Below are 22,858 nucleotides of genomic sequence, written 5' to 3' on the forward strand. Positions count from 1 at the left end.
CCATTTTATTGATTGTTTATTATATTCTTAATTCTATTTAATGCTTCCTTTAATTGTTCTTCCTTTGAGCAGAGAGAAATACGTACGTACCTTTCACCCTGACTTCCGAAAATGAAGCCCGGAGTGATGAATACGTTTGCTTCGTATAGCACCTTGTCTGCGATTGCTTCACTACTCGCAATGCTTTCCGGAATACGTCCCCAAAGGAACAGTCCGGTTTGTTTTTCGTCGTACACACAACCTAATTCATGCATTATCTGCCCTGCCAGATCACGACGGTTAGCGTATACTTTATTCATTTCATCATACCAGGACTTAGGAGCCTTTAAGGCTTCTACAGCGGCACATTGCATAGGCTTAAACTGTCCGGAGTCGATGTTGCTCTTTACCTTTAATATCCATTGCACAAATTGAGCATTTGATGCAAGCATAGCCATACGCCACCCCGGCATATTATGCGATTTACTCATTGAATTCAGTTCAATACAAATATCTTTAGCTCCCTCCACACTAAGAATACTGAGCGGATTGTCATTGAGAATAAAGCTGTATGGATTGTCATTACATATCACAATATTATGTCGGCGACCGAAATCAACCAGTTTTTCATACAGCTCCATGCTTGCGTTAGCTCCGGTAGGCATGTTTGGATAATTTGTCCACATTAGCTTTACACCGGTGAGATCAGTTTGTTCAAGTGCTTCAAAATCAGGTTGCCAATTCAGCTCCTCTTTCAGGTCATAACTAATGATACGAGCACCTGCCAGATTGCTTACAGAACTATAAGTAGGATAACCCGGATTAGGAACTAACACACCATCTCCTGGATTAAGGAAAGCCAATGAAATGTGCAGTATCCCTTCCTTTGATCCGATAAGCGGTTGTATTTCTGTGCGGGAATTTAATTCTACATGGTACCATTCCTTGTACCATTTTGCAAATCCTTCGCGTAGCTCCGGAATACCTATGTATGGCTGATAACCATGTGTATCTGCTTTTCGTGCTTCCGAACACAATACTTCAATAGCTTCTTGTGACGGTGGCATATCCGGACTTCCCACTCCGAGGTTTATAATTTTTTTGCCGGCGGCATTCAATTCCGCTACTTCTTTTAGCTTTTTAGAGAAATAATATTCCTGCACACTGTTAACGCGCGACGCCGGAATTATATCACACACTTTGTTGTCCTTCTTCATATTCACCTAAAATTTTAAAATCTTTAGTTAAAGGTCTAATCGCATCCAACGCTTGTTTATAGCGTGTATAGTCTGTAAATGTAAGGTCAATATAAAAGAGGTATTCCCATTCGCGGCCGATAATAGGTAGGGATTGTATTTTTGAGAGATTCATATCGTAAAAGGAGAGAACAGAGAGAACTTTGGACAGGCTGCCGGAAGAGTGAGGTAGTGCAAATACGAGTGAAGATTTGTTTTTATCGACTCCTTGTAGAAGTTCGTCGGCTGTCCATCGGTCTGCTATAGCAAGGAATCGGGTGAAATTTCGTTTGTTTGTTTCTATTCCTTCGGCAAGGATATTCATTCCATATATTTCGGCAGCCATTTTACCACAGATAGCGGCATGTCCTTTCAGTTTATTTTCTGATATCCATTTCGCACTCATTGCCGTATCTGCTTTCTCTACAACTTTAGTATGTGGGAGTGTGTTTAAAAAATCCGAACACTGCATAAGGGCAATCGGGTGGGAGTTGACTTCTGTTATATCGTGAATTGTTTCCCCGGGTAATCCAACCAATGAATGAGAAATACGTAATTTGTATTCTCCTACAATGTCGAAACCACTTTCACGGATAAGTTCATGATTTTGCAGAAGGCTACCTGCAATTGTATTCTCTATTGCCATCATTCCCTGAATAGAAGGGTCTTTTTTCATAGTTGTGATCACTTCTTTAAAAGAATTACATCCGATAATCTCAACTTCTTCACCTTCGTAATAGTTTCGGGCAGCGATATCGTGATACGATCCGGCAATACCCTGAATTGCGATTCTTTTTTTCATATTCTTTTTCTGTTCTATTCCTATATAGATAAAAAAAAGTCCCGCCACATTGGGCAGGACTTTATATCTTTTATTGACTCATATTTCTTATCAACACTTTACATATAAATTCCTGCCCTCACTGCTAAAGTAAAAGTAAAAATAAGAATATGTAAAGCTAAATCGAGTCATTATTGTCTATTTTGTTTTATTTAATGCGACAAAAGTAACGCTTTTTTTTAAATATAAAACGAAATGCATTCTTTTTTATATTACAACAAAAATAAATTTTATCTATATGTTGAGTTATTGCTGTCAAAAACAGATCATACCACTTTCTGATTGGCTTTAAGCGAGAGCATTTCTTTTGGTACGGATTTCTTTATCGATTCGATTAATATTTTACCTATTGTGTGGCGTATAAAATCCTTACGTGTTATCAGAACGATCTCTCTTGTGGGCTTTGGAATGGCAAACGGGCGAACCAGCTTTTTCTGCTCATCACTTAATTGTTTAACTGCTAATTCAGGGATAAAAGTAATTCCGTTACCACTTTCAACCATACGCATAAAGGTTTCCATACTTCCAAGTCGATAAGCCGCTTGATGTAGTTTTACTTTATCCATCTGGCAAAAACGCATCAACTGATCTCTGAAGCAATGCCCTTCATCCAATAACCATAATCGTTCACCATTAATGTCGGAAGTGCGTATTAATTCATTTTTGAATACGTTTTCGTTAGGAGATACGTATCCAAAAAATTCCTCATAATATATTGTTTCACCTTGTAGTTGTTGTTCTAAGGGATGAGACGCGATTATTGCCGCATCTATGTCTCCGTTTATCAATGCTGTAATAGTTGGAGTTGTTTGCATTTCCTGCACTCGAATGTCAAGGTCGGCATGTTCCTCGGCTAATTGTTGAAAGAACCGGGGGAGTAGATAGGGTGCTATAGTAGGAAGAACAGAAAGCCTGAATGTGCCTTTTAGTGATTGCTCCTCTTCATTAACTATATCTTTAATTAAAGCCGTTTGTTGCAATACCACACGAGCCTGATCAATTACTTTCCGTCCCGATGGAGTAGGGCGAACCGGCTGTGTGTTTCGGTCAAATAATTTTATGCCTAATTCATCTTCAAGTTTTTGAATCATCATACTTAATGTCGGCTGAGTAACCCGACAATGTTCGGCAGCTTTGGCAAAATGCCTGAATTGATCTACTGCCAGAATATACTCCAATTGTTGAATGTTCATGGTTTGATATTTATCTGTTTTTTAGTTGTAAAATCTTTGGGTAATACCCCGAATTGTTTTTGAAAACATTTTGAAAAATACGAAGGGTTATTAAATCCTACTAAGTAACATATTTCATTGATTCTATACTCTTTAGTTGACAATAATTCTGCCGCCTTCTTCAATCTTACGAGATGTATCAGTTCATTCGGTGTCATATCCGTTAGAACCTTAATCTTGGAAAACAAACCTGATCTGCTGATGCATAGTTGTTCTGCAAGTGCATCAATTGAAAAATCGGTGTTTGAAATATTTTGCTCAATAATAGAATTTAATTTTGACAAAAACAACTCATCTGCTTTATTTCCTGCGATGCTGTCTAATTTCATAAACGGCATTTCCGAAAATTTCTTTTTTAGTAATTTTCTTGAATTAAGAAGATTTTCCATTTGAGCTTGAAGCAATTGGATAGAAAAAGGCTTTTCAATATAAGCGTCAGCTCCGGTTTTTATGCTTTCCACTTTTGACGTACTGTCAATTTTCGCGGTGAGCAAAATAAATGGAATATGGCTATATAGATAATTTGCTTTTGTTTCTTTACAAAATTCAATCCCATCCATGACAGGCATCATGATATCACTGATTATGATATCGAATGATTGCCTACTTAATTGATCAATGCCCTCTTTTCCGTTATGAGTGATGCAGACATTATATGTTTGATGGAATTTATTATAAAGAAAATTACAAAGATCAATATTGTCTTCAACAATCAATAAAGCAGGTTTATTCTGATCTGCGGTAAAAGGAACTTTTTGCTCTTCTTCAATTAAATAGGAGTAATCGTTTGTGTCGGTTAACGCATCATCTTTGGACGACGAATTTGTTGTAGAAGCTTGTAGCAGTGGAAGGGTTACCATAAAACTTGTTTCTCCCGGTACGCTCGATACATCAATCATACCATGATGAGCTTCCACAAGGAGTTTAACTAAAGATAAACCTAATCCGGTGCCGGGTTTATTATTGCCGGTTATTTGATAAAAGGGCTTAAAGATATTCTTTTGTTCACTTTCAGCTATACCATCTCCGTCGTCTGTGATCTTAAGGGTAAACTGTTTGTCTTTTTCAGCTATTGACATTGATATTTTCCCTTTTGCGTATTTTACGGCATTAGACAATAAATTACTGACCGTTTTAGTATAGGCTTCGGCATCAATCATGGCAACTAAATCCGCATTTTTCATAGTGAAGTCAAAGTTAATACCTTTTTTTGTTATCAACGGATGAAATCGATCATAAATACCCTTGGATACAGTATATATATTCTGGCGTGAAAAGGTAGGTGTATAGGTACTTTGTTCAGCTTTTCGGAAATCAAGTAACTGATTTACTAAAGTGAGCAGACGTTTGCTGTTTCTGTCGATAATATTCAAATCAGTTAATGTCGTATCGGCCAACTCCGTGTTTTGTTCCAAAATTTTTTCCAAAGGACCGATAATTAACGAAACCGGTGTTCTGATTTCATGCGCCACTTGTGTGAAAAAATTGATTTTGGCATTATACAACTCCTTCTCATTTTCGGCCTGAAGTTTTTTAATTCGAATCTTGTTTTTTTGTTCAGCTCTTTTACGAATGAAGTAAATCAAGTAAAAGATACTTGACGCACAAAGTAACGCATAGATACAATAAGCCCAGGTGGAACGCCAGAAAGGAGGGAGAACACGAATCGTAAGCGTAGTTTCCTCGTCATTCCAAACACCATCATTATTACTGCCTTTCACGCGGAAAATATATTTACCGGCAGGAAGATTTGTATAAGTGGCTTTGTGTTGGTTCTTTACCAGATTCCAGTCCTTATCAAAACCGTCCAACATATATTTATATTCATTCTTAGTTGGTGCACAATAGCTTAGCGCGGCATATTCTATGTTGAAAACGTTTTGCTGATGTGTCAGTGTTAGTTCTTTTGTATATCCTATTGCTTTTTTCAAGTCGCCATCAACTCCGATCTTCAACTCTTTATTGAAAATCTGAAAGTTTGTTATAACAACCGGAGGTACGTATGTATTACTGTTCAGCGTTTGCGGACATAAGATATTAAACCCGTGGGTAGTTCCCAGATACATTTTGTTATCCGAACTCAATAGGCTGCCTTTTATTGTAAAATGATCATTTTGAAAACCATCATTGGTGGTAAATATTTTTGTGTGTTTTGTTTCCGGTGAGAAATAAACAAAACCATTGGAAGTACTCAACCATAATGCGTTCTCATAGCTTATAATGTTACATATTGTCGTACTTGAAATGGTTAATGGCTCACGCACAAAACAATTATTTTCTTTATCATAATAACATAAGCCATTATCCGTACCAATCCACAGCCGTTCATTCCGGTCGATACAAAAACAGAAAACTATGTTATGAGGAATAGATGAGTTGTCTTGTTTATTCAACGTATAATGTTGCCATTCTTCTGTATGCGGATTATATCGATATGCACCACCTCCCCAAGTAGCGAACCATAGCATATCATCTTTTTCTTGTATTATATCTAATGTAGTAGTGCCCGTAGATCGTACATGATTGAAATCATCCGTTTCTCTGTTGTAGGTGTTGATTCCCTGCATAGTGCCGATCCAGATATCTCCTTTGTTATCTTTAAAAATGGAATAAACACTGTTTCCACCAATCGAGCGTTTGTTTTTGCCTTCCGGAAGATAGTGTTTGAACTGTTCTGTCGCGATGTCCATCACATTTAATCCTCCGCCGTAAGTTCCTATCCATAACTTTCCCTCATCAACCATCAGCGCGTGTACATTATGATAAGAAAGACTGTTTTTGCCGGATACCGGGCGATAGTTCTTAAAACTTCGTGTTTGAGTATTGAAATAACTGAGCCCTCCATCATCCGATCCGATCCAGATATTACCCGATGGATCTTCACAAAAATTACTTATTATATTTCCGCAAACAGAGTTCTTATAAACTGAATGTGTAAAGCTCTCTATGTAGCCTTTGTTAGGTGCGGCGTAGTTCAGTCCTTTATAGTAACCACCTATCCATAAACCACCTTCCCTGTCTTTATAAATCGGATAAATAAACTTGTCCGACAACCCATCCGCATCTAATTCTGAAGAAGTTATCAATGTATATTCTTCGGACGCCGTATTGAATTCCAACAATCCATCGTCCGACCCGATTAAAAGAACATCAGACTTATAGTGTGAAATTGAATGAATATGTGAAATGCCTTTCTCTTTTTTGGGAGAAAGATACGTTTTAACATTTCCGGACTTCGTGTTTAGTTGATACAAACCGTCTTCCCAACTGCCCAACCATAAGTTTCCTTGCGGATATTCATTTATTGCGTAGATAAAAGAGGAGGGGGTAGGCGTAAACGAATAAGGCAAAAATTGCCTTTTCTGCTTATCAAACAAATATAACGGATCGGCCAGTGTTCTTGCCGATGCCCATATATTGTCTTCGCTGTCGATAAATAAACTGTAAATGAAGTTTGATTTTGCCTCAATATCCGGAACGGAAGGTATTAGTTTAAACTGCATTAATTCATCTTGCTGTTGATCATAAAAGAAAACTCCCTGACCTTCTGTCGAGATCCAGATGTTCTCCTGCTTATCTTCGATTAGGTGTGAAATACCGGTGGTAATCGAAACTCCTTCTTTTGTGGATTTAGCAAAGAATGAAAAGCTTTCCTGTTCAGGCGAATATATGTAAACTCCACAATCAGTACCCATCCAAAAGTAATTACGACTGTCTTCAAATATGCTGTTAATGTAATTGGAGCCTATCGAAGTGGAATCATCCGCAATGTATTTGAATGTTTTAAAATCAATACCATCAAATCTGGACACACCATTCTCCGTGCCAATCCAGATGAATCCTTGATGATCTTGTGTAATACATTGTATAGAATTTGAAGGCAACCCATTAGAAGTACTGAAATGTTTAAACTTGTATTGAGCGGAAAAAGCAGTTGAACCATGTGTTATTCCTACTACAAGGATAAACAAATACACGCTGATTCTTAACTTGTTGTAACTGATTTGTGGATTCATAGATAGAACTAATAAACACAAATATATTAATAATATAGATTTTATTTATCATCTTTTGGTGTAAAAAGTTCATTTATTAATTCATGTCCTTATGTAGTCTGCGATTACAATAGTATATATTGAGGTTTCAAAACAATTATAAAACAAATATATTTTGTACTTTTGGTCTTGATTGAATTAACATCTATTATTTGAAAATATATGTCAGATAGCATTGTGATCATTCCCACATATAATGAAAAAGAAAATGTGGAAAGTATTATTCGAACTGTATTCGGTCTTGAAAAAGTTTTTAATATCCTGATTATCGATGACGGATCTCCTGACGGAACAGCCGATATCGTAAAAACGTTGCAGAAGGAATTTCCGGATCGCTTATTTATTATTGAGAGAAAAGGAAAGTTAGGACTTGGTACTGCATATATTTGTGGTTTTAAGTGGGCGTTGGAACAAGGGTATGAATATGTTTTTGAAATGGATGCCGACTTCAGTCATAACCCGAACGATCTGCCCAAACTGTATGCCGCTTGTGCCGAGCAAGGGGGTGATGTAGCCGTAGGTTCACGTTATTGCAACGGAGTAAACGTAGTTAACTGGCCGTTAGGGCGAGTGCTTATGTCTTATTACGCATCTACATACGTTCGCTTTGTTACAGGCATGAAAGTACGCGACACAACTGCTGGGTTTAAATGTTATCGCCGCCAGGTACTTGAAACGATTGATCTTGACCGGATTCACTTTAAAGGATATGCCTTTCAAATAGAAATGAAATTTACAGCGCATAAATGCGGATTCAAGATTGTAGAAGTACCCATCATTTTTATTAACAGAGTTTTAGGAACATCAAAAATGAATTCGTCCATCTTTGGAGAAGCTTTATTTGGCGTTCTTCAACTGAAATGGTGGAGTTTTTTCCGCAAATACCCCCAGAAGCAACAATAAACACTTAGTATGAGCAAAATACTGATTAAGAACGCATATATAATTAATGAAGGACGCACTTTTAACGGATATGTCCTTACGGATGATGCTTTCATCTTATCTGTCGGAGAAACAGGAGATTCGCTTCTGCCTTCGTTAGAAATTGAAGCCGATACAATTGTTGACGCAAAAGGTAAATGGCTGTTGCCCGGAGCAATTGATGATCAGGTTCATTTCCGTGAACCGGGACTTACCCATAAAGGAGATATAGCCAGTGAAAGCAAAGCGGCAGTGGCCGGCGGCATAACCACCTTTATGGATATGCCTAATACGAAACCTCAAACAACCGCCATCGCTGAACTGGAATGGAAATTAAAACGCGGCTCAGAATCATCTGTAGCAAACTATTCTTTCTTTTTTGGAGGAACAAACGATAATATCGATGAGATCAAAAAATTGGATAAATCGCGAATACCCGGTTTAAAACTGTTTCTGGGCTCTTCGACCGGCAATATGTTGGTAGACAATAAAGAAACCCTTGAACGGATTTTTGCGGAAGCCAATATGTTGATTGCCATACACGCGGAAAAAGAAGACATCATAAAACAGAATATAGCTTACTATACCTCCCGGTTCGGGGAAAACCTGGACATTTCCTTTCACAGTAAAATTCGAAGCGAGGAAGCTTGCTATGCCTCTTCATCAGAAGCAGTGGAACTGGCAACCCGTTTAGGATCCCGACTACATATTCTACATCTATCTACGGCTAAGGAATTAGGGTTGTTGTCAAACGAGATACCCTTAAGTGAAAAGAAAATAACCGGAGAAGTTTGTGTGCACCATTTGTGGTTTCATGATGAAGATTATGCACACTACGGAAATCGTATAAAATGGAATCCTTCAGTTAAAACATTAAAAGACCGTGAAGCTCTTCGTGAAGCCGTAAACACGAATGTAATAGATATTGTTGCGACAGACCATGCTCCACATTTATTATCAGAAAAAGAAGGCAGTTGTCTGAAGGCGGCTTCAGGAGGACCATTGGTTCAACATTCTTTATTAGCTATGCTCGAACTGGCTTCGGCAGGATGTTTCACAAAAGAGAAAGTAGTAGAGAAAATGTCGCATATTCCGGCAGATTTGTTTCACATAGATCGGAGAGGATATATCCGTCCGGGTTATTATGCCGATATGGTATTAATCGATCCATCAAAAGAAACACAGGTGACCAAAGAATCCCTTCTGTATAAATGCGGTTGGTCTCCCTTTGAAGGATATACATTTAAGCATGCTATTATCCAAACTTATGTTAATGGCACGTTGGTATATGATGGTAAAAATGTTGATGATTCATCAATAGGAATGGAAATACGCTACATCTAAAAACAGGTACCACCAAAGGCTAAATGTTAAAAAAAGGAAGAAGCTGCTAATAAATGGCGATAATTATAAAAATGTGTTGTAAAATATCTTTTTTTATTTGTAGGGTCTAATTTATTCCAGCATCTTTGTCTACAGATAACCTAAACAATCTTTTTGCCTTAAAGACTAATACCTATTAAGAACCTATAAAGAGGGCCTTTGAGAAAAGGCCCTCTTTATGATTTTAATGGAATTTTCACATAATCCCACATAATTTTTTAACATTTCATTTTCACCCCAAACAGAACATAGTTTTCACAACATCCTTTACAAATAAAAATATATCCTTTATTTTTTCAAGAATAACCTTTATTTTTCCAAAAATATCCTTTATGTTTTCGACCCCATCTAAATCCCTGAATATCAGCAAGTATTTAGTCGGAGTTTTTCAGCGAAAAACAGGCTTGTTTTAACATAAATAAGTCTTAAAAAATGTTTTGTGAACATATTTTTAAGACTTATTCTTACTGTCCAATTGCATAAATCAATGCAAATTGATTTGTTCATTCAAATATTTCATTCATTGGTCTGCCGGTCCATACTTGTGGTTGTTCAATGTTAAATAGGGAAATTATGGTGGAGCCTACGTCAAATTGCATCATGCTTTGTTGGATTATATGATTCTTCTTGATGCCTTTGCCGGATATAATAAAGGGTGTTTCCATTTCTTCCATGGTTTTTCCTCCATGGCCTTTTTCTAATCCTCCATGATCGGATGTAACGATGAATATTGTTTCTTCAAACATGCCCGCCTCTGTTACTGCTTGAATAATATCGCCTATATATGCATCCAACACTTTCATTTTTTCGTAGTATTCGGGTGTGTCATGACCTGCACTATGTCCGATATGATCGGGCTCGTCAAAAATAATCCCTAAAAATTCCGGCTTTGAATTTTTGATATATTTAACGGCGGAGTTAACGGTTTGTTCATTACCGGCTGCATTTTCCTCCCAACTCATCGCTTTCGATTCGGCCAGATATTTCATCCCGTCCCATTCGTAGATATATCCAATCTCCATTTCAGGGTAGGCGTCTCGCACCAATCCCCACATTGAAGGATACATACCGTAGTGGGTTAACTCTTTAGCCGGAAGTTCAGGCTCTTTAGCACCCCAAGTTGTGTATCCGTGGAGTTCCGGTACTGATCCCATAAACATGGTGGCCCAGTTAACAGCACTGGAAGAAGGCAGCACGGCTCTTTTGTGTAATGTATACGAACCGTTATTCATTAAGTTTTTAACATGTGGCATATCGGCTTTTTCTACACTGTAGGAACCCCATCCATCCAAACCGATGAAAATTACATGCCGGGCTTTTATCTCTGCCTTTTCATTGGAACATCCTATAACGAAAAAGAGAGAAAGGAAGAAAATGATGAGTAAATTAGATTTTTTCATTGTTTTTGAATTATTTACAGGAATCATTTATACTATTACAGATACTTGCAACAGTTTGGTTTACAATGTTCTTCGAAGGAATGAAACCCAGTTGCCGTTTGCAATTTTATCCAGAGATGCGTCATCGTATCCTCTTTTTTCGAGAAGAGTAAATACCTTTTGTACATCACGGATCGTTTTAAGATCGTAAGGGCATTGTTCTGTACCAAAAGCTCCATCCAGATCACTACCGATCGCCGCATGATCGGCATTGCCGGATAGCTGACATATATGATCTATGTTGTCTGCCATGATTTCCATTGTGCAGTTTGTGCTTTCAGGCGTTGATACTCCTCTTACCCAACCGGGCACCATCATCCAGGCATCCAATGCAATACCAATCACGGCGTTTCTTTCAATCAACGCATTGATCATTTCATCACTGAACTGACGATTGTGATCTACAAATGCACGACAGTTATTATGGCTTGCCCATACCGGTCCCTGATAGATTGTTAACGCATGCCAGAAGGCTTCATCGTTCAGATGTGTTACATCGAGAATCATATTAAGCCGGTCCATTTCTTTTAGCAAGTCTTGCCCCATCTGATTTAGTGGTCCGTTAGAATCCGTTCCGTTTGCATATCTTCCTTCGCGATAATGAGCAGGACCTACCGCTCGAAGTCCATAATTATAGGCTCTTTCAAGATGCCCTACTGTGATAAAAGAATCCGCACCTTCAATACTTAAAACATAGCCTATTGGTTTTTTCTCCTTACTTTCTCGATTATTCCACAAAGCCAGATGAGCCTCTAATTCAGCTTTGTTTCTTATCATAACCATTTCACCCTCTTCCTCCATGGCTTTGTACCAAGCCAATTGCCCTTGAGTTTGGGCCCAAGCTTGTTCGGGAGAGTTCCATCCCGGAAGGGTGCTTTCAGGAGATACATACCGGGCTATTTGGGTGGCAACAACCAATCCGATATTTCCTTTTCTTAATTCGGGAAAAGAGGTGGTTGCATTAGTCCTGTCCGGTTTGTCATTCATTCCGGCTTCTCTTCTGTTGATTTCTTCTACTTCAAGTCTTAGATCCCTATTCCATTCTAATGCATTCATGCTTAAATCCAGATGAGCATCTACGATAAATCTGTTTGACATGGCTTTTTTGATTTAAAGATTAATTGATCTGTCTCTGGCAATTACAGGCCAAAAGCCAGTGTGTTCGTTGTTGTTTATAATGTTCGCTTTGTCGTAAAGAGCAACCGTTGGGCAAATATGTACAGGCACTCCATACAATAGTTTGCCGATAGGATAATCGTCACTGTCTTTCACTTGGATAACCAAATGTTCTTCACTTTGCGATACCGGCTTAGCGTCGGCAGCATTCAAAAAGTGTACCCGTGGTAAAGGATTTTCAGCAGCAACAGATTTATGTCCCAAGTCGAGGCAAACATGGTTTTTGTCAATAATAGAAATAACCCGGCAAATAACTAATGCGGCGTATTGAAAAGGCAATTCCGCTAACATTTCATGGTATCCCCGGTCCCAGAATACAAATGTGCCCGGACTATATTCTGTATCGTGCCTACCAACATGTACAGGAAAAGTTGGTGTTCCACCCATTATAATAGGTATAGGGTAGGAGATAAGCTTCTTTGTTTCTGCATGTATCTGTTCGGCAATAGCAAAAGATCTTTCCCCGGCTTGTTTTCTTAAAGCGATATCCTTGTCATGAATATGCCCATCATAGGCATGAATACCTTTCAGTGTTAATTGCGTACAGGCGAGAACGGTTTTAATTACATCCATTGCTTTATCAGGCAGTACACCCGTTCGGTTCATACCCACATTAAGATCAATATAAACATCTGCTGAAAGGTGCTCGAAAGCACAAGCTTCATTTAGTTGCAAGGCAGAAGCTTCATTATCTATCAGGCAGGAAAAGCGTGTGTCCGGATATTGTTTGAATAAAGAGAGAAAACGCTTTATTTTCGGACCTACCGGCTGATAAGCCAACAATACATCTTTGGCTTTAACCATCCCCAACATCTCTGCTTCTGAGATGGTTGCACATTTAAACTTCCTAATTCCCGCTCGATTCATTAAATCACATACCTCAGCAATCTTACATGTTTTTACATGCGGACGCAACCTTTCATAACCTCCGGCAATATGAATTGCCTGATTAATGTTTTCCTGAATACGGTCAGGATAAATCACCAAAGCCGGTGAGTCTATCTTGTCCGCATTCTTGATGATATACCATTCGTTCATGGCCAAATCAATATAACTCAAAAATAGCTTCTACCTCAACCGGAATGTTATCGGGCAACGAACCGAATCCAACAGCGCTACGAGTTCCAACTCCGTTGTCTGTTCCCCAGACAGAAGCAAACAGTTCACTACATCCGTTAATGATATAAGGATGCTTTTCAAAATCGGAAGTGCAATTTACCATACCTAATACTTTGATCACTCTCTTCACTTTGTTTAGACTACCTAAATTAGTTTTAATCGTAGAAAGCATGGTTAAGCCTACTTGGCGTGCAGCCAACTTACCTTCTTCTGCTGTAAGTTCCCTTCCAATACGTCCGATTATAAGCGAACGATCATTTTGTACCGGCCCGTGTCCGGATAAATACAAATATTTTCCATCAACCAAGCAAGGTTTATAAACACCTACCGGAGCAGGAGCGGGAGGCAATGATAATCCCAGTTTTTCAAATTGTAAATCAGCGTCGTGCATATTCTTTGTTTTTATAAAATTTCATATTGTTTATAAAGTTATGGAAAAACAACGTTAACTACTATCCCTTTTAGGTAAAAAAACTGGTTGATATTATTTAAGTAATTGACAGATAAAAGAATAGTCGTATTGACAGCATGTGCTTTAATAAAGAATTTTGATAGGAAATAAGCTTGTTTTGCTAAGGCTTGTGCTTGTAAAAGATGATTTTGTTATCAAATTAGATTATATTTCTATTTAATGCCCTCTATAATCATTTAATTTACAAAAAATAAAAACGCGGGTTAATGTTTAACGCTGCTTTTGCTGATTCTCTCAACGGAACAATAGATTTATAATAAATAAAAACAGACAATAATGAAAAGAAATCTTTATTTGGCAATAGCTGTATTCTTTAGTCTTTTATTGCTGATACCTCTGCCTGCTGCATCTTCGATCAATACTACTTTAAAAGAAACTGTTCTTGCCGAAACAAAGTCTATAGATAAGGTAGAGCCTGTTTACGTAGAGTGTCCGGTCGGGACTTCCCCCAGACTGCCTTTTCAGATTTGGGTAAATTACACTGATGGGAAATCGGAATATCGCCAAGCAAGATGGTCGAATTCGGCTCGTTCCGTAGAAGAGGATCAGGCCAATCCGGAAACTCACCCTGTTGGGCATGAATATTCGGTTAGTGGATTTATAATTGGTGATAATACAACTCCTAACGGTTTCCCGGTAACTGCGAATATAAAGGTTGTTGCTGAAGCTTATGTTTCTCCTTCAAATGGGCCGGTTGCCGAAACAATTCCTTTAAACAAAGTAACGATTACTGGAGATAACAGACTGACTTCTAATCGGGAACTGGCTATTCGTGAAATCATAAGTTGGGATGTTTCTCAGCAATTATATAATTATAGAGATACGTATGGCATGAGTACAACCGGCTATACAGTGTCTGACGGTTGGGATTCACCAACCACCAAACTGAAAGGGCATGGTTCCGGACATTATATGTCTGCGTTAGCTTTTGCATTCGCCAGTAGTAAAGATCCTGAACAGAAAAAAATACTTCGTAGCAATATGACCAGAATGGTTAACGAACTACGTGAATGTCAGGAAAAAACTTTTGTGTGGAATGAGAAACTTGGCAGATACTGGGAAGCGCGCGACTTTGCTCCTGAAGCCGAACTGCGTGACATGAAAGGGAGTTGGGCCGACTTTGAGCATTATAAAAAGGAATGGGCAACATACGGATATGGTTATCTCAATGCTATTCCTGCACAACATGCGGCGCTGATTGAAATGTACCGTGCCTATAATAACGAAAGTTGGGTGTGGGCTCCTTATTATTCAATCCACAAACAGTTGGCAGGGCTGATAGATATCGCCACTTTTATTGACGATTCTGAGGTGGCAGCCAAAGCTCTTTTAATAGCTAAAGATATGGGATTGTGGATTTGGAACCGCTTGCATTACCGCACCTATATAAAAATGGACGGAACGCAGGAAGAACGCAGAAGCAATCCCGGCAATCGGTATGAGATGTGGAATATGTATATTGCGGGTGAGGATGGCGGAACCGGTGAATCGCTGGCGCGACTTTCTGAAATGGTAAGTGATCCTACGGAAAAAGCTCATCTACTCGAGGCTTCGACTTTTTTCAATAGTCCGGCTTTCTACGATCCGTTGGCTCGCAATATAGACGATATCCGTACCCGACATGCAAACCAACACATTCCGAAAATTATTAGCGCATTGCGTACTTTCCGCGGAAATAACGATCCTTATTATTATAACCTCTCCCAAAACTTCTGGAACTTGATACAAGGGCGTTATCGCTATTCTTCCGGTGGCGTGGGTAATGGTGAGATGTTCAGGCAACCTTATGCTCAGATACTGAGCATGGCAACCAATAACGCGCCCACTATCAATGAAACATGTTGTGCTTATAATCTGTCTAAGTTGACGAAGGATTTGAATTGCTTTGATCCGGACAATGCCCAATATATGGATTATTACGAACGGATATTGTATAATCAGCTGGTGGGCTCGTTACACCCTACTCATTACATGACGACTTATCAGTATGCCGTGGGTCTTAATGCTTCAAAACCATGGGGAAACAAAACGCCGCAGTCAACTTGTTGCGGAGGTACAGGTTCGGAAAATCATGTCAAGTATCAGGAGGCTACTTATTTTGTTTCCGAAAATACACTGTGGGTTGGTCTTTATATGCCAACGACGATGCATTGGGATACTAAAAATATTACCATTCAACAAGATTGTCTGTGGCCCGCTGAGCACTCTACGATTCGACTAACAGAAGGTAAAGCTAATTTCACTATGAAACTACGTGTTCCTTATTGGGCTACCGAAGGTTTCGATATTAAACTCAATGGCGTTTCGGTAGCTACCGATTTTCAACCAAGTTCGTATGTCGTTATTCCAGCACGAAACTGGACAACTTCTGATGTAGTGGAAATCACTATGCCTTTTAAAAAGCATATTGATTTCGGACCAGACAAAATGGATACAGCTGAAGGTGGAAGAAATCAACCGAACATACAGTTTGATCCTATGTGGGCAGGAACCTTGATGTATGGTCCGTTAACGATGACGGCAACCGATGTAGTTGATTGGGAACAAGCAACACTCACTGTAGATTCTTATTTGGAGAGTATTATTCTCAATGGTCCCGGTGGTGGTTCAACAGGAACGAACGGGAATCTTTATACCCTAACTCAAGGGGGCAAGATTTTTGAACCGGACTATTTTAGAGGTGAGAATTCGACTCATTATTTCAGAATAAACCTCGTGGATAATATGATTTCTGAATTTAAGGAATTATTATCTGCTAAAATGAAAGACGCAATCGGGTTTCAAGCTAAAAACTATACCAAAACATCTTATAACGCATTAAAAAAAGCAGTTGTAGGAGGTGAGAAATTGCAAGATTCCAATAAATCTACCCAAAGTCAGATTACCGATCAGATTAATTTAATAGATCGGGCTATAAACAATCTCGAATCTACCCGGTTGGACAAATCAGAACTTACGGCTACAATGAAAGAAGCTGAATTAAAGGTCCAATCTGATTATACAACGGATAAATATACAGTTCTTCAGATGATTGTTGCTGCTGCTAAAGAAGTTAATGAAACAGGAACATCTCAGCTGCTGGTCGATAAACAAACCCTTGCCTTACGAAAAGCCATGGCCGATTTGGTCTTAGCTAAAAGTGTTGATAAGCATTATCTGAAAGAAGTTATCGATCTGGCTATTGAAAAGAAAGAAATGCAGGAAAACTGGAATGACCTTGAAGAAAAAGTGCCGGAATATTCCCCATGGGCTCCCCATGCTTTCAGACGATTGGTTTTTCAACTCAAGGAAGCACTGGCGGTATATAACAACCAAGACAAGAATTACAACCAGAGTGAAGTAACCTCGACGGCAACAGCCCTAAATGCCGCGATAAACACAATGAGACCAGGCAATTTAGCAGAACCCGAAGACCTCTATCCTCTATCTACATTGCTCAGACAAGCAAGTAGAATTATCACTTCGGATATAACACCTGCTATTACAGAAGCCATTGAATACGCCGAAATGGTCGTATCATACGTCAATGACGGTAGCGGCACACTGGATATGATCCAAAATGCAACAGAAAAATTGAGCGAAGCGCTAAAGTAAATAGTATAGATTAAGATTATTTTTACAGCTTAGGACTATAATGTACATGTACATTATGGTCTTTTTTTTGGATTAAAAGAAATATCAGGTTGGGAGCAACTATTTTTGCTTGTTTTAAAGCAAAAATAGAGTTGTTTTTTGAGCTTTTTTACACCGCTAATAATCAGTAGATTATATGCGTTGAAAACATAAAGGTTATTTTTTCAAACATAAAGGTTATTTTTTGAAAAATAAAGGATATCTTTTTTTTTATATAGTATTGCGAAAAAAACGCGTCGTTTTAATGCTGAATTTGCTTACTCTTATCAGAGGTCGAAGTAGATACAAAAACAACTATCAACCGGAAAAATATTTGACCCCTCTTTTATGGTAGATAACAATAAAGACAAGTTGTGTTTTTTACAGTATAAATTAATGGTTTTTGGTAAACTTTTTGTCTTGTAAATGTTAAAATGAGAGATGTAGGAGCCCTGTACACGATTCTGTTATTTTATTGGACTATTTTTTCATATAAAATGTGGATAATACATTTATTTCACGGTGTAAATAAGTGTGAAAAAACCTATTGTTTTTTGTTTTTTATCATGTCTTAACTACTCTTACGCTATAGATCTTTTTGATTTTTAATTAAAGTGAAAATTTTATTTAAAGGATGGAAAAATGAAAAATAACCTTAATGCTAAAAAGTACACCACCCAAATTTTGTTGGTGATTACATGCGTGTTTGGAACTGCAACAAACACATTTGCAAGTTCCTTGCATAATCAATTGCTTGAACAACCAATTGTTGCCCAAAGTAGGGTCGTAACAGTTAAAGGGCTTGTAACGGATACCTCAGGTGAACCATTGCCTGGAGTAAACATTGTGGAGAAAGGTACACAGAATGGAGTGATGACTGATTATGATGGCAATTACTCTATTACAGTATCAGGAGCTGAGTCTATTTTGAGTTTCTCTTATGTTGGCTTTCAACCACAAGAAATAACTGTTGGTACCAACACTTCTCTCAAAGTTGTGATGAAAGAAGATTCTCAATTGATGGATGAAGTTGTGGTTATTGGTTATGGAACAATGAAAAAAGCAGATGTAACAAGTTCGGTAGCAAGCGTTAAATCGGAATCGTTTAATAAAGGCGCTGTCTTAGATGCCGGACAGCTTGTGCAGGGAAAAGTGGCAGGTTTGCAAATTTCATTGCCGACAGGCGACCCGACAGCATCTACTTCTGTAATCTTACGCGGTAGTACAACTTTGCAGGGAGATCGTAGTCCTTTAATTTTAGTTGATGGAGTTCCCGGATCTTTTGCCACAGTAGCTCCGGAGGATATTGAAGCTATTGATATTCTAAAAGACGGTTCAGCAACAGCAATTTATGGTACGCGCGGAACAAATGGGGTAATTATCATTACTACAAAATCAAGAAAAGGAGATGCTCCTGCAACGATCGATTACAATGGCTATGTATCCATTTCAAATGTACTTCGTAAAGCGGATTTTATGGATGCGAATGATTTGCGGGCACGCATAGCAGAAGGGTGGTCTTTTTCTGGGGCGAATGATCATGATTATGGTGCTACGACAAACTGGTTGGATGAAATAATGCGTACTGGTGTTAGTCATGTTCACAACCTGACTTTCCGTGGAGGAAGTAAACAAACAAGTGTATTAGGTAACTTAACTTATGAGAATCGTCAAGGTACTATGCTACAGTCGGATGTTGAAAATATCCGTGGGAGATTTGAAATGAATCATCGCATGTTTGATGATAAATTGGTTACAACGTTGGCTTTTATTGCAAATGAGAGGAAAGCATACACCGCGCCAAATACGGGATTATTCGAAAATGTTTATCGTCAGGCTTCAATTCAGAATCCTACACAACCTGTATATGATGATAATGGAGATTATTTAGAACGTAGTGTTTATTTCTATGATAATCCGGTATCCTTGTTAGCCGAGCGTCAGGCAGAATTCAGGAACCGTAACTTACGCTTTACCGGTTCTGCCGAATATCGACCTATTAAAAGCGTAGCGCTGAAAGCAATGTACACCCGGAAAGGACAAAGTCATATTAATGGAGAATACTTAACCCACAAGCATCCTACCACAACCGAAGGTGGAGCTAATGGTAGAGCTTGGAGGTATGCTAGCGACTATAGGTCAGATTTAATGGAACTTACTGCTACTTGGAATGAAAACTTCGGGAAGCATACACTTGGTGCTGTAGCCGGTTATAATTATGAAAAGAATGTTTTTGAAGATTTTAATATGACTAACCGTAATTTCCCTACAGATTCTTATAGTTATAATAATATAGGTTCTGGATTGGGTATTAATAAAGGAGATGGAAGCGTTAATTCGTATAAAAGTAATGACAAGTTAATTGGTTTGTTTGCTCGTGCCACCTATAATTATGATGATCGCTATTTGGCTATGGTTTCTATCCGTCGGGACGGATCTACAAAGTTCGGTGATGATCATAAGTGGGGAAACTTTCCCGCTATTTCACTTGGCTGGCGTTTGAATAATGAAGAGTTTATGGGCAATATAGATTGGTTATCTGATCTGAAAATGCGCGTAGGATACGGTGTGACCGGTACGAATATCAGTTCTCCTTATCAATCATTGGCTTCACTTAGTTATTCCGGATATTTTTTGTATAATGGATCATGGATCAATACATTGGTTCCTTCTCGTAATCCAAATCCCGAACTTAAATGGGAAAAAAAATATGAATATAATTTTGGATTGGATTTTGAAATTTGGGATGGCCGTTTAGGTGGATCAATTGATGCTTATTTACGTGACACAAAAGATGCGCTATGGAATTATAATGTAGCTTCTCCACCTTATCAATACACAACTATTATGGCTAATGCAGGAGAGATTAGAAATACAGGTTTTGAAATAGCCTTAAATGCTCTTCCTATTAGAACAACTGATTTTGAATGGAGCACGAGTGCTACTTTTTCTACGAACAAAAACGAATTAAAAGCTCTTGGAAATGATAAGTTTACTTCACCTGTTGATTATTTCTATGACGGTCATACCGGAGAGCCTATTCAATCTAATACACATAAAAATGTGATTGGTGGTCCTATTGGAGATTTTTATGGTTTAAAGTCTGTCGGACTGACAGATAAAGGAAAATGGGTGGTAGAGCGATTTGAACGCAATGAAAAAGATGAAGTTACTGGCGTTTATTATGATCTGGCAGAAAACGCGAATGAAGGGGATTGGCAGGTTCTAGGAAATGGAGTCCCAACCACATTTGTTAACTGGAATAATCAATTTCGTTATAAAAACTTTGATCTGGCAATTAGTATGCGTGGAGCATTTGGTTTTGAGATTCTTAATTTTCAGAAAATGTATTATGGTAATCCAACAATTCAATACAATGTGCTGAATAGTGCTTTTGACCTTCACCCTGTAATAGATTTAGCTACAGGCAAATCTACTGGAGCGACAACGCAAATTAATGATTCGCAGCGCTATGTTAGTGAATACATAGAGAAGGGGGATTATTGGAAAATTGATAATGTAACGATTGGTTATACTTTTAATCAATTTAAAACCAAATACATCAAAAATCTAAGAATATATGCTTCTTGTTTAAATCTGGCTACTATTACAGGATATAGCGGAATTGACCCTGAAGTAAGAATGACGGGAAATGATCCGGGTATTGATAATCGTGATAAATACCCAACAGTACGGTCTTATACATTTGGGATTAATGTAACATTCTAATCTTAAAATAGAAACAATTATGAAAACAGTATATATTAAATGTGTTATAATTATATTATTGCCGATTTTACTATCTAGTTGCTTTAACTTGGATGAAAAAGCATATTCTGAAGTTGTGGAAAAAGATTTTATTGCAACAGAACAAGATGTGGCATCTTTATTAGCAAGTACCTATTCTCCATTGACCTTTATAATGAATTGGCAGGGATATTTCGATTTACAGGAAGAATCGGGAGATTGCATTATAACACCCACTCGTCCAAACGGATGGGATGATGCTGGTACTTATCGTCGTATGCATCAACATGAATGGACACCTGAACAATGGCAACCGCGAAATACCTATGAGACTTGTTACAATGGAATCAGCAAAGCTAACCGTATTATGGATCAGATAAAAGATGATAGATTACCTATCGGAGATCTAAAAGAAGCAACTATGGCTGAACTACGCGCAATACGTGCTTTTTGGTATGCTATTTTATTGGATACACATGGAAACATTCCTCTTGTTACAGCGTTTGTAGATGAAATTCCCACACAATCAACACGTCAACAAATTTATGATTTTGTCTCTTCCGAACTATTGGAGGCAATACCGAACTTGAGTGACGATGCTAATGCCGCCACCTATGGTCGTATGAATAAATGGGCTGCCTATATGGTTTTAGCGCGTGTTTATCTGAATGCTGGAGTTTATACAGGAGAAGTGCAATGGGAAAAAGCACTCGATGCAGTCAATAATATTATCGATTCCGGGAAATTTGAACTATCTTCAGATTACTCATCAAATTTTGCTATGTCTATGGACCATAATAATAAAGAGGTGATATTTTCCGTACCCTATGATCGTGTATATTCAGGTTTTGGTCAATTTGCGAAATGGTATCCTCCTATTTCCCGTTTTGTTTTTGGAACTTCTTATCAATGTTGGGGTGGTTCAGGGGCGAATCCTCAATTTATCAACTCATATCAGGAAGGGGATCAACGTTTGGAAAAAACATGGTTAATGGGTCCTCAATATGATATGAGCACAGGAGAATTAGTTTGGACTTGCTTGAATTATATCCCTTCATTAACTTGTTTCAAAGATGGGGTAAATAAGACCAGTATTGATTATGGTTATCGCGTATATAAATATGAATTAAACAAAGAAACGTCATGGAATTGGGAGAATGATTTTGCTTACTTCAGATATGCTGAAACGTTACTGATTAAAGCAGAGTGTCTATTGCGTTTGGGGCAGAATGAAGATGAGGCTGCTCGTTTAGTTTCTCAGATACGTGCACGTGTTTTTAGTGATAGTTCGAAAGCAACTGTAACTGTAGCAGATTTAAAAGCAGATACAAAAATTAAATACGGCACATTAGACTGGGATAATAATATAGATGTGGCAGGAGATCAAACTCCGGTTGTTCTGGGTGGTCTGTATGATGAATATGGCTGGGAATTTGCTTGTGAAGCCCAACGTCGTACACATATGATACGTTTTGGAACCTATCATTCTAAAAATTGGTTTAACCATGTTGCAAAGAAAGACGGACATACAAAGCTTTTTCCTATACCACAAACAGAACTTATAAAAAACTCAAATCTTAAACAAAATCCAGGCTATTAATATGTGCTAAAGCAAACACACACACACAAACAAACTTTTTGTTTTAA

At 38.1% G+C, this 22,858-nt stretch carries 13 protein-coding genes; 5 read left to right on the top strand and 8 right to left on the bottom strand.

Annotated elements, in window-relative coordinates:
* Positions 1-5: 5 nt before the first annotated feature.
* The 4 genes from B9Y81_RS05955 to B9Y81_RS05970 form a co-directional block, all read right to left on the bottom strand.
* Positions 6-1,196: a pyridoxal phosphate-dependent aminotransferase gene (locus tag B9Y81_RS05955; protein ID WP_085536094.1), complete on the bottom strand. Its 1,191-nt coding sequence runs from the start codon at positions 1,194-1,196 to the stop codon at positions 6-8.
* Positions 1,171-2,016: a prephenate dehydratase gene (locus tag B9Y81_RS05960; RefSeq protein WP_085536538.1), complete on the bottom strand. Its 846-nt coding sequence runs from the start codon at positions 2,014-2,016 to the stop codon at positions 1,171-1,173. The genes B9Y81_RS05955 and B9Y81_RS05960 overlap by 26 nt, the downstream gene beginning before the upstream one ends.
* Positions 2,017-2,321: 305 nt before the next feature.
* Positions 2,322-3,248 carry a hydrogen peroxide-inducible genes activator gene (locus tag B9Y81_RS05965; RefSeq protein WP_085536095.1) on the bottom strand — a complete coding sequence of 309 codons (927 nt, stop codon included), beginning with the start codon at positions 3,246-3,248 and terminating at the stop codon, positions 2,322-2,324.
* Positions 3,245-7,303, bottom strand: a complete 4,059-nt coding sequence (locus tag B9Y81_RS05970) for a hybrid sensor histidine kinase/response regulator transcription factor (protein ID WP_085536096.1) — start codon at positions 7,301-7,303, stop codon at positions 3,245-3,247. Before B9Y81_RS05970 ends, B9Y81_RS05965 begins: the two co-directional genes overlap by 4 nt.
* A 201-nt stretch (positions 7,304-7,504) precedes the next feature.
* Between B9Y81_RS05970 and B9Y81_RS05975 the strand changes: the two genes are divergently transcribed.
* Entirely contained in the window at positions 7,505-8,245 is a 741-nt protein-coding gene (locus tag B9Y81_RS05975; RefSeq protein ID WP_085536097.1) for a polyprenol monophosphomannose synthase, read from the top strand.
* A 9-nt stretch (positions 8,246-8,254) separates the two neighbouring features.
* The gene (locus B9Y81_RS05980; protein ID WP_085536098.1) at positions 8,255-9,607 is read left to right on the top strand and encodes a dihydroorotase; all 1,353 of its coding nucleotides are present in this window, start codon (positions 8,255-8,257) and stop codon (positions 9,605-9,607) included.
* A 542-nt stretch (positions 9,608-10,149) separates the two neighbouring features.
* Here B9Y81_RS05980 and B9Y81_RS05985 read toward each other — a convergent pair.
* From B9Y81_RS05985 to B9Y81_RS06000, 4 genes are read right to left on the bottom strand one after another with little or no spacing between them, the layout of a single operon-like run.
* On the bottom strand, positions 10,150-11,046 hold the full coding sequence (locus B9Y81_RS05985) for an alkaline phosphatase family protein (protein ID WP_085536099.1): 897 nt from the start codon (positions 11,044-11,046) through the stop codon (positions 10,150-10,152).
* 60 nt (positions 11,047-11,106) lie between these two features.
* Positions 11,107-12,183 carry a dipeptidase gene (locus B9Y81_RS05990; RefSeq protein WP_085536100.1) on the bottom strand — a complete coding sequence of 359 codons (1,077 nt, stop codon included), beginning with the start codon at positions 12,181-12,183 and terminating at the stop codon, positions 11,107-11,109.
* 12 nt (positions 12,184-12,195) lie between these two features.
* Positions 12,196-13,299 carry a D-TA family PLP-dependent enzyme gene (locus B9Y81_RS05995; RefSeq protein ID WP_085536539.1) on the bottom strand — a complete coding sequence of 368 codons (1,104 nt, stop codon included), beginning with the start codon at positions 13,297-13,299 and terminating at the stop codon, positions 12,196-12,198.
* Between the two features lie 7 nt (positions 13,300-13,306).
* On the bottom strand, positions 13,307-13,771 hold the full coding sequence (locus B9Y81_RS06000) for a RidA family protein (RefSeq protein ID WP_085536101.1): 465 nt from the start codon (positions 13,769-13,771) through the stop codon (positions 13,307-13,309).
* A gap of 357 nt (positions 13,772-14,128) precedes the next feature.
* Here B9Y81_RS06000 and B9Y81_RS06005 point away from each other — a divergent pair, with 357 nt between their 5' ends.
* The 3 genes from B9Y81_RS06005 to B9Y81_RS06015 all read left to right on the top strand — a co-directional run bounded on the left by B9Y81_RS06005 (position 14,129) and on the right by B9Y81_RS06015 (position 22,811).
* On the top strand, positions 14,129-17,446 hold the full coding sequence (locus tag B9Y81_RS06005; RefSeq protein ID WP_085536102.1) for a beta-L-arabinofuranosidase domain-containing protein: 3,318 nt from the start codon (positions 14,129-14,131) through the stop codon (positions 17,444-17,446).
* A gap of 660 nt (positions 17,447-18,106) precedes the next feature.
* Positions 18,107-21,193, top strand: coding sequence for a SusC/RagA family TonB-linked outer membrane protein (locus tag B9Y81_RS06010; protein WP_085536103.1), 3,087 nt, complete (start codon positions 18,107-18,109; stop codon positions 21,191-21,193).
* 88 nt (positions 21,194-21,281) lie between these two features.
* Complete coding sequence (locus B9Y81_RS06015) at positions 21,282-22,811, top strand: RagB/SusD family nutrient uptake outer membrane protein (protein ID WP_245832410.1); 1,530 nt, start codon at positions 21,282-21,284, stop codon at positions 22,809-22,811.
* Positions 22,812-22,858: the final 47 nt, after the last annotated feature.

The organism is Massilibacteroides vaginae (assembly GCF_900178525.1).
GTDB classification, from domain to species: Bacteria; Bacteroidota; Bacteroidia; order Bacteroidales; family Tannerellaceae; genus Massilibacteroides; species Massilibacteroides vaginae.

Coding starts and splice junctions, on each gene's coding strand:
- B9Y81_RS06010 (WP_085536103.1), top strand. CDS start 18,107: ATGAAAAATAACCTTAATGCTAAAAAGTACACCACCCAAATTTTGTTG.
- B9Y81_RS05995 (WP_085536539.1), bottom strand. CDS start 13,299: ATGAACGAATGGTATATCATCAAGAATGCGGACAAGATAGACTCACCG.
- B9Y81_RS06005 (WP_085536102.1), top strand. CDS start 14,129: ATGAAAAGAAATCTTTATTTGGCAATAGCTGTATTCTTTAGTCTTTTA.
- B9Y81_RS05965 (WP_085536095.1), bottom strand. CDS start 3,248: ATGAACATTCAACAATTGGAGTATATTCTGGCAGTAGATCAATTCAGG.
- B9Y81_RS05970 (WP_085536096.1), bottom strand. CDS start 7,303: ATGAATCCACAAATCAGTTACAACAAGTTAAGAATCAGCGTGTATTTG.
- B9Y81_RS06000 (WP_085536101.1), bottom strand. CDS start 13,771: ATGCACGACGCTGATTTACAATTTGAAAAACTGGGATTATCATTGCCT.
- B9Y81_RS05960 (WP_085536538.1), bottom strand. CDS start 2,016: ATGAAAAAAAGAATCGCAATTCAGGGTATTGCCGGATCGTATCACGAT.
- B9Y81_RS05985 (WP_085536099.1), bottom strand. CDS start 11,046: ATGAAAAAATCTAATTTACTCATCATTTTCTTCCTTTCTCTCTTTTTC.
- B9Y81_RS05975 (WP_085536097.1), top strand. CDS start 7,505: ATGTCAGATAGCATTGTGATCATTCCCACATATAATGAAAAAGAAAAT.
- B9Y81_RS05990 (WP_085536100.1), bottom strand. CDS start 12,183: ATGTCAAACAGATTTATCGTAGATGCTCATCTGGATTTAAGCATGAAT.
- B9Y81_RS05955 (WP_085536094.1), bottom strand. CDS start 1,196: ATGAAGAAGGACAACAAAGTGTGTGATATAATTCCGGCGTCGCGCGTT.
- B9Y81_RS05980 (WP_085536098.1), top strand. CDS start 8,255: ATGAGCAAAATACTGATTAAGAACGCATATATAATTAATGAAGGACGC.